Here is a 13005-nt window from a genome sequence, read left to right on the forward strand (position 1 = left end):
TATAGAGGGCGGCTTAACCGCTTCATGTTCTGCAATGTAACCTGCGATGCGTTACTTCACTCATTGCTTCGTTTGCATTGCCAATGAACGCGGGGCCGAGGTCCGCAAGCGTCTGGCATCCAAGCAAGCGCATCGCGATCGTCATTTCGTCATGCATCAGTGCCAGGACACCGGCGGCGCCCGGCAAGCCGTTTGCCGCCACGCCGTACAGCGGCGCGCGTCCGAGCAGGACGCCGTGCGCGCCGAGCGCGATGGCTTTCAATGCATCGCTGCCGCGGCGCACGCCGCCATCAATCAAGACCGTCAGTTTGTCGCCGACCGCGTCCACGATCCCCGGCAGTACTTCAACAGGCGCGAACGTGCTGCCCAATTGCCGCCCGCCGTGATTCGATACCACGATGCCATCCGCACCGTGTTTTACCGCAAGCGCTGCATCGTCGGCGCTCATCACCCCCTTGACGATCACCTTGCCGCTCCAATGTTTGCGCACCCAATCGAGATCCGCCCATCCCAGACTCAGGTCCATCTGCCGGCTCAACATGGCGGAATGACGCGATAAATCCGCACGCTCGCCAACGCTCTTCGCGATGTTCTTCAACTGCGGCGAACCGAAGCGCGCCATTTGCAGCGACCATAGCGGATGCGTCACGCAATCGGCGACAAGTTTCGGCGTCAGCTTCAATGGCAATTTGAATCCATTGCGTGTGTCGTGATCGCGTTTGCCGTGCACAGGGACATCGACGGTCAGGAGAAGTGTCGAATAACCTGCAGCGCTTGCACGCCGCATGATGTCCTCCGCAATTGCGCGATCCTGCTGCACGTAAAGCTGCATCCACAGGTCGCCCTGCTGCGCGGCGGCGCGCACATCTTCGAGCAGCGACGTGGAAGCCGTCGACAACGCAAACGGCAAACCCGCGCGGCTCGCCGCCTGAGCAAGCAGTTCGTCGGCACGGGGCCAGAAAAGGCCGTTCAAACCCGTCGGCCCGACGATCATCGGCGCTGCGGCTTCGCGTCCGAAAAACCGCGTCGAGGCAGAGCAAAGGGACACGTCTTTCAGCACGCGCGGTTTGAAAAGCCACTGCTTATACGCATTGTTATTGCGCTCCAGCGCGTCGCCGTCCTCGGCTCCGCCATCGAGATAATCGAACGCTAAGCGCGGCAAGCGCCGTCGCGCAGCAAGCCTGTAATCCGCGACCGATGAAACCATTCAAGCTCCCCGATTCGATTGCACTACAATTGTGATAATCACAATCCGATACATCAAAATCCAAACAAGCATGTCCAAAAGCGCTGTCGGCAAGCCGGAAGAGTCAGGCGAAAAAGAGGCTCGCCGCTCGCCGCTGTTTGTCGGATCAACTGAAAAAGCCTTCCAGGTCCTGCACGCGTTCGACGGCCCGAGCCGCCACATGACCCTCGTCGATATTGCGCGCGCGTCGGGCCTCGACCGCAGCGCCACGCAGCGCCTCGTGCATACGCTCGAAGTGCTCGGGTATCTTTATCGCGTGCCGGAAACGCGCAACTACGGCCTGACCACCAAGGTGCTGCAGTTCTCGTACAACTACGTGCGCGCCAACGAACTCATCGACAAAGCGTCGCCGTATCTTCTGGACATCAGCCGCCGCCTCGGCGAAACCACCAACCTCCAGGAACTCGACGGCCACGAGATCGTGTTCGTCGCGCGCTTTCCGGGGCAGCATCTGGTCAATATCGACATTGTGGTCGGCGCGCGCTTGCCGGCCATGTTCACGGCGTCGGGCATCGCAATCCTGTCGCGTCTCTCCGATGAACGCGTGCGCGAAATCCTTTCGCAAACGCGGCTCGATCCCATCACGCACTACACCGAAACCAATCCGGACAAGCTGCTTGAACGCGTGCGCAAAGTGGCGCGGCGCGGTTATGCGGTGATCGAAAACGAAACCGTGCTCGGCGATATTTCCGTGGCCGCGCCGGTGACCGATCACGGCGGCATGGCCGTCGCCGCGATCAACATTTCGGTGCCCACGTCGCGCTGGTCCATCGAGCGTGTCGAGGCCGAACTCGCGCAGCACGTGCAGGTCGCCGCGACTTCCATTTCCAAGGCGCGGCTTTCCGGCTACAAGCGCTAAGCGTCAAATCAAAGCTTGCGTTCGAACAGAGCGAGCTGCTTTTCGAGTTCCACGCGCAAGTTCGCCGACAACGCCGGGTCCGCCTGAACCAGAGGCGCAAGCATGTCGGGCGCGTGGACGTCGATCAGGTCCATGACCGACTTCATTGGGCCGGGATTCGTCTCGGCGAACGCCATGTTCATCAGCGGAATCAGCGAGCGATGCAACGCGAGCGCATCCTGCGTCCTGCCTTCGCGCGCCAGCTCGTAAATCTTTTTCCACGCGGTGGGCAACAACGTTGCCGTCACCACGATGCCACCGCGCGCGCCTGCTGCAACATGCAGCGGGAACAGCGTGTCCTCGCCGCTCAGCACGGCAAACGATTCGTCCACGCCTGCAACCGTGCGCAGGAAGTGCCACATGTCCGTGTTGCACGCCTTCATGCCAATGATCCGCTCATGCTTCGACAACTCGTGCAGCACTTCGGGCGCGATCGCAATCCGCGTGCGATACGGGATCTCATAGATGAGGATCGGCAACGGCGATTCGTCGGCGTAGCGCAGGAAATAATCGCGTATGCCGCCTTGCGTCGGGTTGGTGTAGTACGGCGTCAGCACCAGCAGACCGTCTGCGCCGGCAGCGGCGAAGTCCTTCCCAGCCTGCATTGCATCGTGATAACCCGGATCCAGCACGCCCGCGATCACCGGAATCTGGCCAGCCGCTTCCTGCGCCGTGATCTCGGCCATGCGAATGCGTTCTGCACGCGAGAGCGCGCCGTATTCGCCCGTGCCGCCAAGCGGCACCACGCCATCCACGCCTTGCTTGAGCAGATAGCGCATCAAGGCGCGCGCGGCCTCGGCGTTGATGCTGTCGTCGGAATTGACGGGGGTCGGAATGGCGGGAAAAACGCCACGCAGTTGTTGAGCTGAAAGCATGAGGAAGTCCTGTAAAACGATGGTTTTCAAGAAGCAAGGCTGCGCCGGCGCAAGCGATCGGCGACCCAGATCAGCACCGCGATAAACACGAACAAGCACGTCGATACCGCTGCGATCACCGGCGAAATCTGCATTGTGATTTCGTCCCAGAACTTCTTGGGCAAGGTCGTGCTCAATCCGCCCGACGAGAACAGCGCAATGGTCAGTTCATCGAACGAAGTGGCGAACGCGAACAGGAACGACGACATCAGACCTGCGCCGAGAATCGGAAACGTGACCCGGCGCAAGGTGGCCCACGGGCGCGCGCCCATGCTTTGCGCGGCGAGGTCGAGCCGCGTGTCGTAGTTGCGAAGCACCGCCATCATGGTGATCACCACATAGGGCACGGCAACCACCGTGTGAGCGAGCACGAGTCCATAAGAGGAGCCGATCAGCCCGATCTTCGCAAAGAAATAGAACACGCCAACCGCAATGATCATGCGTGGGACCACGATTGGCGCGAGGACGAACGCGAGCATCGCGGCCTTGCCTTTCATGCCGCCGCGCACGAGCAGGAAGGCGGCGGGCGTGCCGATCAGCATGGAAAGAATGCCGGTGCCCACACCCACGAGCATGGAACGCGTGACGGCCTGCATCCACAAGGGAGAATCCGTCATCTGCCGATACCACTGCAGCGAAAATCCGTGCGGCGGCCACGCAAGACCGGAAGCGGCATCGAAGGAAAGCGGGATCATGAGAAACGCGGGCGCGCTCAGGAACACCAGCAGCAGGGTCACGACTACGCGCAAGCTCAGGCTCGCACCAGCGGCCGCGCGCTTGCGGCGTTTGGGGAGCAGGCCGATCATGAAATCGGTGGCGTTGCCGAGCGCCGTCAGGATCAGGTCGCCGAGCTTGCGGCTCAATCCGCCGCCATGTTTCGGACCGCGTGCGGAGGCGCCGCCAGCCATGGTGGAAAGACCCACGAGACGGTCGTAGATCAGGAACACGATCAAAACGACAGCCAGCAGCAGCACGGAAATGGCGCCCGCGAATCCCCAGTTCAACGCCTGCATCACCTGGTCGATGATCAGTTGCGTGATCATGGTCTGATGGCGTCCGCCGAGCAGCGTGGGCGTAATGAAGAAGCCGATGGCGGTCACGAACACCATCAACGCACCCGCCGCGACGCCCGGCAGCGACAACGGGAAATACACTTTCCAGAATACCGTGCCCGGCCGCGCGCCGAGGGTTGCCGCAGCGCTCGGCAAACGCCGGTCTATGTTCTCCATGACCGACAACATGGTCAGCACCGCAAGTGGCATCAGTGCGTGAACCATGCCGACAATGACCGCGGAGAAGTTATAAAGCAGGTTCAACGGCCGGTCGATAATCCCCAGTCCCATCAGCACCTGATTGATCACGCCGTTGCGCCCAAGCAGCACGACCCACGCGAACGTGCGCACGAGAAAGCTGGTCCAGAAGGACAGCAAGACCCAGAACAGCAGGCGGTTCTTGCGCTCCCGCGTAAGCGATGAAATCAGATACGCAATGGGATAACCGGTGAGCACGGAGAAGAACGTCGTCCACAAGGACACCTTCAGCGTGATCAGCAACACATCCACATAGACCGACGACGCAAAGAGCCGCTTGTATTCCACGAGCGTGAAACCCGCGCCGTTATGCACGCTCAAGAGCAGCAGTTGGCCGACGGGATAGACCAGCATCACGAGCAGCAGGATCACGATCGGCGCGCTCATCGCGCCGGGGCGCAACCATGCGCGCCACCGTGCCGGCCGATGCGGCGGCGTATCGGAACGCGTCTGTCCAGCAATCAGGGCGGAGCGATTCATCATTTACCCCGCAATGGCCACGGCGTCCGCCGTCAGCCACGAAAGCCCGAGCGTCTGCCCGATTTCGTACTGGCTGCCGAGCAGGTTGGTGGGGAATGCCGCGACGAGCGGCGCTGCGTCGGTGATATGCGACTGCAGATAAAGCTTCGTCATGCTGCCCGTGACCATGATGTCGGTGAGTTTCGCCGACAGCGTGCCGCCATTGATGAACTCCGCTGGCGGTCCATCGTGGATCTGCAGGTTTTGCGGACGGAGCATCAGTTTCACAGGCTTGCCGTCGCGGATCACGGCGTCATAAGCCATGGCGTTTACGTTCGCGCCGCCTTGCACGCTGATCCGAACCTCATCGCCTATACGGCTGGTCACGACCGCATCGAGCAGATTCGATTCGCCCAGGAAGTCCGCAACGAACACGCTCTTCGGACGGAAATACAGATCGCCCGGCGAGCCAAGCTGCGCGATCGACCCCGCGTTCATCAGGCAGATGCGATCGGACATGGTCATCGCTTCCTCCTGGTCGTGCGTGACGTACACAATCGTCGTGCCCAGATCGCGATGAATCCGCTTGATCTCCAGTTGCATCTGGTCGCGCAATTTCTTGTCGAGCGCGCCAAGCGGTTCGTCCATCAGAATGATCGACGGCCGATAAACCATGCAGCGCGCAAGCGCAATCCGCTGCTGCTGGCCGCCCGACAACTCTCGCGGATAACGCCCGGCAACATGCGGCAGATGCACCATTTCCAGCGCCTGCATGACCTTCTCGCGCGTCGCCTTTGCGTCGGTCTTGCGCATCTGCAACGGGAACGCGACGTTCTCCGCGACCGTCATGTGCGGGAACAGCGCATAGTTCTGAAACACCATGCCGATGTCGCGTTCATACGGCGCGCCATACGTCACGTCCGTACCATTGATGCGCACCTGTCCGTCGTCGGGTTGCGACAATCCCGCGATAAGACTCAGCAACGTGGTCTTGCCCGAACCGCTCGGCCCGAGCAGGGTCAGGAATTCGCCCTGGGCGACGTCGAGATCGATGGGCGCAAGCGCGACAAAGTCACCGTAGCGCTTGCACAGTCCCGTGATTTGAAGGTTCGAGGCAGACATGGTGATGACATCCCTGGCAATAAAACGCGGTGACAAAAAGGGTTTAGGTCAGGATCCAGCTATTGAACCGCTCGAGTCCAACGCTTTGTTTTTCCTGCCAGAATTTCGCGTCGATATGCAGGCCGTTCTTCATGTTCTCCGGGAACGTCGGGCAATTCTTCGCGATTTCCGGCTTGATGAAGTTGAATGCTTCGGGCTGCGTAACACCTGCGGGGAAGTATTCCACGAGCGCAGCCTGCCGTTTAGGGTCGGACGCGAACTTGATGAACTCGCGGCACGCCGCGGCGTTTGGCGTGCCTTTGAGGATCGACCAGTTGTCGCAACCCCAGATGTTCTGGTTCCAGACAATCGCCACGGGCGCGCCGTTGGCAATCGCCGATTGCGCGCGCGATACCCATGTGCTGATCATGTCGACTTCGCCCGAGCCGAGCATCTGTTCGACTTGCGCGCCGGTTGTCCACCACACATCGACGTGCTTCGAAATCTTGTCGAGACTCGCAATGCCTTTGTCGAAATTGACCGGATACACCTGCGAGGTCGGCACGCCGTCGCCCATCAGCGCTTCTTCGAAAGTATCGAACGGATATTTGCGCAGTCCGCGACGGCCCGGATAATCCTTGACGTTCCACATGTCGGCCCATGACGAAGGCGCCTTGCGTCCCTTGAACGCATCCGTGCGATAGGCGAGCACCGTTGTATAAACATTCGTGCCTACGCCATACGGCGACATGTATTGCGATGGAATCTTCGCGACCGTCGGGTCGGATTCAAGGCCGTGTTTTTCCAGATATTCCTTGCCGCCGCCGGTGAGCAGCAGGATTGCGGGCTGGCTGATCTTCGCCATGTCCCAGGTGTAGCTGCCGGTCTCGACCATGCTCTTGATCTGCGCGGTAGGTTCGGCATTTGCCTGCACGCCGACCACTTCAATGCCGGTTTTTTCGGTGAAAGGCTTGTAGAACACGGCGCCATACGCTTTCGTGTAGATGCCGCCATCGTCGCGAATCACGATGCGTTTGCTCGCCGCCCGCGATGGCGTCCAGACAAACGGGAACGCGACCGCTGCGGCGCCGGCGGCAGCAATCTTGATGACCGTGCGGCGGCCGGGATTTTGGATCGCTTGAATCTCATCGCGTGCGGGCTGCTTTTTCATGTCGGCTCCAAGGGTGTGGATGAAAACAGAAACGCTAGGGGTGCGAGTGTCCGGGCTTCTTCAGGTGGCCCGGAGCGGGCCGGGCAGTTCAAGGAATCAAACGTCCCGGATTAAGCAGGTTTCGCGGATCGAGCGCGGTTTTCACGGCGCGCATCAAGGCAAGTTCCGCGGGTGATTTGTAGTGCGCCATCTCCGGCAAGCCGGTTTGTCCAACACCATGCTCGGCGCTGAACGTGCCGTGTAATTCGTGCGCGACATCGTTTACGCAGCGGCGCATGGCGGCCGCCATCGCGGCGGGATCGGCGAGTTCGCGCCAGGCGTCGAAGGTGAAGAAGGGAATGAAATGCGCGTTGCCATCGCCGAGATGCGCAACCACGAGAATGTCGAGCGCCGGGACGATTGCGTGCACCGCTTGCGTTGCCCGTTCAATAAACGCCGGCACCGCCGAAACCGGCACCGCGCAGTCTGTCGTGAGACCCACGCCCGCTTTCTTGTTTGCCTCGGACACGCTGTGGCGAATCTCCCAGAGCGTTGCGCGTTGAGTCTCGTTGCTCGCGAGGATTGCGTCGTGGATAAGGCCTTGTTCAGCCGCGTGCTCGAGCGTTTGCTGAAGCAGCGCGGCCATTTCGTTGCCGCCGCTGGTATCGGCGAGTTCGACCAGTACGTGCCATTCATGCAGTTCGCCGAGCGGATTGCGCCGCCCCGGCACGTGTTGGATAACCAGTTCCAGCTGACGCCGGTTGATCATCTCGAAGGCGCTCAGGCGCGAGCCGCATGCTGCCTGAAACAAACCGAGAATCTGCAGTGCGGCAGCGGGGTCTGAGGGCGCGAACCACGCGAGCGCATGTTGCGTTGGCAGCGGATGCAGCTTGAGCGTTGCCGCCGTGATGATCCCGAGCGTGCCTTCCGTGCCGATGAACAAATGCTTCAGATCGAGCCCCGTATTGTCCTTGCGCAAGGCACGCAAGCCGTTCCAGATGGTGCCATCGGCGAGAACCACTTCCAGGCCGAGCACGTTGTCGCGGGTGTTGCCGTAGCGCACGACGCCCGTACCGCCCGCATTCGTCGATAAATTTCCACCGATCTGGCATGAGCCTTCCGCACCGAGGCTCACTGCGTACAGCCGGTTTTCCGCCGCCGCTGCGTCTTGCACCGTCTTGAGCACGCAGCCCGCTTCGACTTCCATCGAGCCATTGGCGGCGTCGATGTGACGAATGCGGCGCATGCGCGCCAGATTGAGGATGACCGGCGCCACGCCCTCATTGCGCGGGATGGCGCCAGCGCAAAGACTGGTGTTTCCGCCTTGCGGCAGGACCGGCACGCCGCGCGCCGCGCACAGCCGGACGATTGCCGCGACCTGCGCCGTGTTCGACGGCTGCACGACCGCTGCGGCAGGTCCTTTATACCGGCCGCGCCAGTCTTCAGTGAAAGGCGCGAGATCGGCGGCGTCGGTCAACACTGCGTCGGCTCCGATCTCGGTTTTCAGCGCGGCAATCAACGGGGTGACGTCATTCATGTTCCAGTTCCTCGGATCGGACGCCGGGCGTTACTTTGAACCAGCCAAAGCCCGCGTCTGAAGAGCAGGATATGAAGAAAAAAATCGCATTGAAATGCCTTTAATCGTAATGCGATTAAAATAGGCGTTTTCGCCGATACAAAATAGGCATTGAACGGACTTGCTGCGGCATGATGCCGCAGCAAGAGCAGGGGATTTTTCGGTTTGATATCGGTCTGAAAGCACTGGCGCCGCCTTCAGACACTCTTCAGAAATTGAAATCAAACAGGGTGCGATCAAAGCGATGCAAAGACGCCATCAAGCCTTCTACGGCCTTGATTCGGCTCGATTCGTCCGCAAATGTGTTCGTATCCGGCCGAATGTTGTTGTTTCGCTGCGTGTGAATGCCGGAAACGCCTGTTTATTGGCGCGTAACGCACTCGCAGCAACGAAGTTGCTATAGACTGTACGGCCCGCGCGAATCCTGCGCTTGTTAGCGCGCCCCGCCTCCAACTGATTCAGCTTGCTCGAATCAACGCATTGATTAGCTCAACCCGAGGTGACGATCCTGTCGGTCTTCACGGTAGTGCGCGTGTGTGACCGCCTGTGCACCGGATTGCTTTTCTCAGAGCAAGGCCATCGAGGAAATGTATGACAAGTTTTGATCCAACCGAATCTACCGCCGGAAACGGCGTTCCTGCCAAGAAATCGAAAGCCCGCCGTGGGTCCGCAGACAAGCTGTCGCGTCCTTCAATGGACGAAGGCGTCGTCTCGCCCGAACAGGCCGACGAACGTCAACGCCAGATGCGCGCGTTGATCCAGCTAGGAAAGCAGCAAGGCTACCTCACGCACGCGGAGATCAACGACCACCTGCCCGGTAACTTTGCCCAGACGTCGGCTATCGAAACCATCGTCAGCACGTTCCGCGACATGGGCGTGGCGGTCTATGAAGAAGCGCCGGACTCCGAGACGCTGCTGCTGAACGACTCCACGCCGACCGCCGTGTCGGACGAACAATCGGACGAGGAAGCGGAAGTCACGCTTGCGACCGTGGACTCTGAATTCGGCCGCACGACCGACCCGGTGCGCATGTACATGCGTGAAATGGGCAGCACGGAGTTGTTGACCCGCGCCGGCGAAATCGAGATTGCGAAGCGCATTGAAGATGGCCTTGGCGAAATGATCAAGGCGGCCTTCGCGTGCCCGTCTACGGTTGTCACGCTGCTGACGACGGTGGACAAGGTCGTGGCGGGTGAATTGCGCATCGACGAACTCGTGGACGGCTTCAAGGACGCGAGCACGCTCGACGAAGCAGTCGTTGACGACGCGGACGCGGAACTCGACGAAGCCGAGCTTGCATCGGAAAGCGACGACGAAGAAGGCGAAACCGACGACGAACAGGCTACGCGCGCGAATGCCACGCGCCTCAAGCACTTGCTGCGCGATTGCCTGCCTATTTTCGTCAACGTGCGCGATCAGTTCGACGCATTCCATGCGGCTTACAGCGCCAACGATTCGCGTACCGGCGACTGGCCGACGGTGCAGGAACATATCCAGAATGAACTGGCGACCGTGCGGTTTACCGCCCGGACCATCGACCGGTTGTGCGCCGAGGTGCATGAGCAGGTCGAGCAGGTTCGCGCCATTGAACGCCGTATCCTGAAGATCGCTGTCGACCTAGCGGGCATGCCGCGCGAGAAGTTCGTTGAAGTGTTCCCGGGTCACGAGACCGATCTCGAGTGGACCATGCGTCACGCGGCGGCATCGAGCGCATATGGCAAGGCGCTCGAACGCGCGTTGCCCGCGATTCAGGCCGAACAGCAAAAGCTGATCGAAATCGAATCGCAACTGATGTTGCCGCTGTCGCAACTGAAGGCGCTCAACAAGCAGATGACGTCGGCCGAGCACAAGATGCGTCAGGCAAAGCGCGAGATGACGGAAGCGAACTTGCGTCTCGTGATTTCGATCGCGAAGAAGTACGTGAACCGCGGCATGCATTTCCTGGATCTGATCCAGGAAGGCAACATCGGCTTGATGAAGGCCGTGGACAAGTTCGAATACCGGCGCGGCTGGAAGTTTTCCACGTACGCAACATGGTGGGTTCGCCAGGCTGTGACACGTTCGCTCGCCGATCAGGGCCGTACCATTCGTGTGCCGGTGCACATGATCGAGACCATCAACAAGCTGAACCGTGTATCGCGTGAAATCCTGCAGCAGACCGGGCAGGAAGCGCATCCTTCGGTGTTGGCGGTTCGGCTCGACTTGTCGGAAGAGAAGGTTCGCAGCATCCTGAAGATCGCGCGTCAGCCGGTTTCGCTGGAAACGCCCTTGGGCGAAGACGGCGACACCACGCTCGGCGACATGGTGGAAGATTCGGCGACCGAGTCGCCGGCAGATGCCGCCATGCACGCGGACATGCGTCTTGCGATCAAGGACGCGCTGGATTCGCTGTCGCCGCGCGAGGCGAAGGTGTTGAGAATGCGCTTTGGTATCGACACGGTTTCCGACCATACGCTGGAAGAAGTCGGCAAGCAGTTCGATGTAACCCGCGAGCGGATTCGTCAGATCGAAAGCAAGGCAATGCGCAAGCTCGTGCATCCAAGCCGGTCGGAGAAGTTGAGATCGTTCCTGGCGCATTAAGCGCGCTGCCTGTTTGTTCGCAGGCTTAACGAAGACTTGGAAGTACATGTCCGCGGTTGGTGGGTCCGGTGTTCCGGGTCGCCAACCGCGGATTTTTTTATTCGGTCTCCAGGTATTAACAAAAAAAGCGCGATGGGCTTTCAAGCCGCATCGCCCTTTTTTCCATGAGGCTTGGCTATCAGAAGTCCAGTGCCGCCGTCAGATCGCCCATCGGCTTGCCGCCGGCCGCGACCATTGCGGCGTCGCGTGCCGTCAGGCCCGGCAGCTTCGGCAACGAGTAGCGCGTGGTAATCAGGCGCAGGATCGAGGTCGTGTCGTATTGCGTGTGATCGACAAAGCCCTTCTTCGCGTACGGCGAAATCACGAGCGCCGGAATGCGCGTGCCCGGACCCCAGCGATCACCCTTCGGCGGCGCGACGTGATCCCAGAAACCGCCGTTTTCATCGTAGGTCACGACCACAACCATGTTCTTCCACTGCGGGCTCGCTTGCAGATGCTGGATTACGTTCGCAATGTGCGCATCGCCCGAAGCCACGTCCGTATAACCCGCGTGCTCGTTCAAGTTACCTTGCGGCTTGTAGAACGCAACGGACGGTAGCGTGCCCGCATCGATTGCCTTGATGAACTCCGAGCCGTCCGTGCCGCCATCCAGCAAATGCTGCGTGCGGTTGGCCGTACCCGGCGCGAGGTCGGCGAAGTAATTGAACGGCTGATGATGCGTCTGGAAGTTCGGCACCGAGTTCGTCGAGCCGCTGATCTTCGTGCGATCGGCGAGCGCCGCGCCCCACGAGCCGCCGTACCACGCCCACGATACGTTCGCCGTGTTCAGCAGATCGCCAATATGCGTCTGCGTTTGCGGCGGCAGCGTGGTGGCCACGGCCGGATCGGCGAGGGTTGCGTCGCCACCCGCGGGCGGTGTGTTGCCGCTTGGCTGATACGGCGGCTGCATGGTGTTGATGGCGAAGAAATCAGGCGTCAGGTTGCCCGAATTGACGAACTTCGGAATGCCCGCGATAGCCGATGCCGGCGATGTCGCCGTCAGTTTCAGCGACACACCATCCGCATTCACCGACGAAATCGATCCGGACGCGACGCTCTTGTCCGCGTTCGGATAGATCGGCGTGCATGCGCAGACGAGCCACTGGTGGTTCAGGAACGAGCCACCGAATGCGCCCATGAAGAAGTTGTCGGCGAGCGTGAATTGCTGGGCGATCTTGTAGAGCGGCAGCTTGTCGGCGTTGGTGTTGTAGTGACCCATGACAAGGCCGCCCGAGTCGGCCCACGCGGCGAACTTGTCGTTCTTGCCGCCATTGATCTGCATCTGGTTTTCATAGAAACGGTGATACAGGTCACGTGTGGTCAGCGACAAAGGCGTGTTGAAACCCGCCGGATCGTCAATGGCAAACGGCGCATTCGGCAAGTTCGCGGTCATGGCTTGTGTGACTACGGGCGTGACGCCGGTCGCAGTCAGGCCGCTCCAGACGGGCGGCAATACCGGAAGCACGCTGCCGTCGCGGTCGAGCTGCTGTGCGCTCGCGGCTGTCACGCCTTGTAGCCCGTTCGCGCCGGGGAAGTTGCCGTAGAGGTTGTCGAAGCTGCGGTTTTCCGCGTAGATCACGACAATGTTCTTCACCGATGTCAGGTCGGCTTTCTTGTCGTCATTGCCGCCGCATGCGTATAGGCCGAATGCGATCGACGCCGTGAGCGGCACGGCGAGGACGAGTTTCTTGTTCATCGATAGGTCTCTGTCGTTGGGGAACCGGCGGGGTGG

At 60.6% G+C, this 13005-nt stretch carries 9 protein-coding genes; 2 read left to right on the plus strand and 7 right to left on the minus strand.

Going from position 1 to position 13005, the window contains the following annotated elements:
* Positions 1 to 22 precede the first annotated feature (22 nt).
* The gene (locus ACRWA7_RS01455; RefSeq protein ID WP_060856455.1) at positions 23 to 1207 is read right to left on the minus strand and encodes an alpha-hydroxy acid oxidase; all 1185 of its coding nucleotides are present in this window, start codon (positions 1205 to 1207) and stop codon (positions 23 to 25) included.
* 70 nt (positions 1208 to 1277) lie between these two features.
* On the opposite strand from ACRWA7_RS01455, the gene ACRWA7_RS01460 reads away from it, so the two are divergent.
* Positions 1278 to 2105 carry an IclR family transcriptional regulator gene (locus tag ACRWA7_RS01460; protein ID WP_438390759.1) on the plus strand — a complete coding sequence of 276 codons (828 nt, stop codon included), beginning with the start codon at positions 1278 to 1280 and terminating at the stop codon, positions 2103 to 2105.
* A gap of 8 nt (positions 2106 to 2113) precedes the next feature.
* Here the strand turns inward: ACRWA7_RS01460 and dapA are convergent, their stop codons facing one another.
* From dapA to ACRWA7_RS01485, 5 genes are all read right to left on the minus strand, one after another.
* A complete protein-coding gene (gene dapA, locus ACRWA7_RS01465) occupies positions 2114 to 3019 on the minus strand; it encodes a 4-hydroxy-tetrahydrodipicolinate synthase (RefSeq protein WP_438390760.1) in 906 nt (301 codons plus the stop codon).
* A 26-nt stretch (positions 3020 to 3045) separates the two neighbouring features.
* A complete protein-coding gene (locus tag ACRWA7_RS01470; RefSeq protein WP_438391026.1) occupies positions 3046 to 4755 on the minus strand; it encodes an ABC transporter permease subunit in 1710 nt (569 codons plus the stop codon).
* Positions 4756 to 4851: 96 nt separating this feature from the next.
* Positions 4852 to 5949, minus strand: coding sequence for an ABC transporter ATP-binding protein (locus ACRWA7_RS01475; RefSeq protein ID WP_438390761.1), 1098 nt, complete (start codon positions 5947 to 5949; stop codon positions 4852 to 4854).
* A gap of 43 nt (positions 5950 to 5992) precedes the next feature.
* Positions 5993 to 7099 (minus strand): ABC transporter substrate-binding protein, encoded by a 1107-nt coding sequence (locus tag ACRWA7_RS01480; RefSeq protein ID WP_438390762.1) that lies wholly within the window; start codon positions 7097 to 7099, stop codon positions 5993 to 5995.
* Between the two features lie 88 nt (positions 7100 to 7187).
* A complete protein-coding gene (locus tag ACRWA7_RS01485; RefSeq protein WP_438390763.1) occupies positions 7188 to 8615 on the minus strand; it encodes an FAD-binding oxidoreductase in 1428 nt (475 codons plus the stop codon).
* Between the two features lie 732 nt (positions 8616 to 9347).
* Here ACRWA7_RS01485 and rpoD point away from each other — a divergent pair.
* A complete protein-coding gene (rpoD, locus tag ACRWA7_RS01490) occupies positions 9348 to 11234 on the plus strand; it encodes an RNA polymerase sigma factor RpoD (protein WP_244164092.1) in 1887 nt (628 codons plus the stop codon).
* Positions 11235 to 11412: 178 nt separating this feature from the next.
* Here rpoD and ACRWA7_RS01495 read toward each other — a convergent pair whose 3' ends face one another.
* A complete protein-coding gene (locus ACRWA7_RS01495) occupies positions 11413 to 12969 on the minus strand; it encodes an acid phosphatase (RefSeq protein ID WP_060856448.1) in 1557 nt (518 codons plus the stop codon).
* Positions 12970 to 13005: the final 36 nt, after the last annotated feature.

It is taken from the genome of Caballeronia sp. DA-9 (assembly GCF_051615025.1).
Classification (GTDB): Bacteria; Pseudomonadota; Gammaproteobacteria; order Burkholderiales; family Burkholderiaceae; genus Caballeronia; species Caballeronia sordidicola.

Coding starts and splice junctions, on each gene's coding strand:
- ACRWA7_RS01495 (WP_060856448.1), bottom strand. CDS start 12,969: ATGAACAAGAAACTCGTCCTCGCCGTGCCGCTCACGGCGTCGATCGCA.
- ACRWA7_RS01455 (WP_060856455.1), bottom strand. CDS start 1,207: ATGGTTTCATCGGTCGCGGATTACAGGCTTGCTGCGCGACGGCGCTTG.
- rpoD (WP_244164092.1), top strand. CDS start 9,348: ATGGACGAAGGCGTCGTCTCGCCCGAACAGGCCGACGAACGTCAACGC.
- dapA (WP_438390760.1), bottom strand. CDS start 3,019: ATGCTTTCAGCTCAACAACTGCGTGGCGTTTTTCCCGCCATTCCGACC.
- ACRWA7_RS01460 (WP_438390759.1), top strand. CDS start 1,278: ATGTCCAAAAGCGCTGTCGGCAAGCCGGAAGAGTCAGGCGAAAAAGAG.
- ACRWA7_RS01470 (WP_438391026.1), bottom strand. CDS start 4,755: ATGAGCGCGCCGATCGTGATCCTGCTGCTCGTGATGCTGGTCTATCCC.
- ACRWA7_RS01475 (WP_438390761.1), bottom strand. CDS start 5,949: ATGTCTGCCTCGAACCTTCAAATCACGGGACTGTGCAAGCGCTACGGT.
- ACRWA7_RS01485 (WP_438390763.1), bottom strand. CDS start 8,615: ATGAATGACGTCACCCCGTTGATTGCCGCGCTGAAAACCGAGATCGGA.
- ACRWA7_RS01480 (WP_438390762.1), bottom strand. CDS start 7,099: ATGAAAAAGCAGCCCGCACGCGATGAGATTCAAGCGATCCAAAATCCC.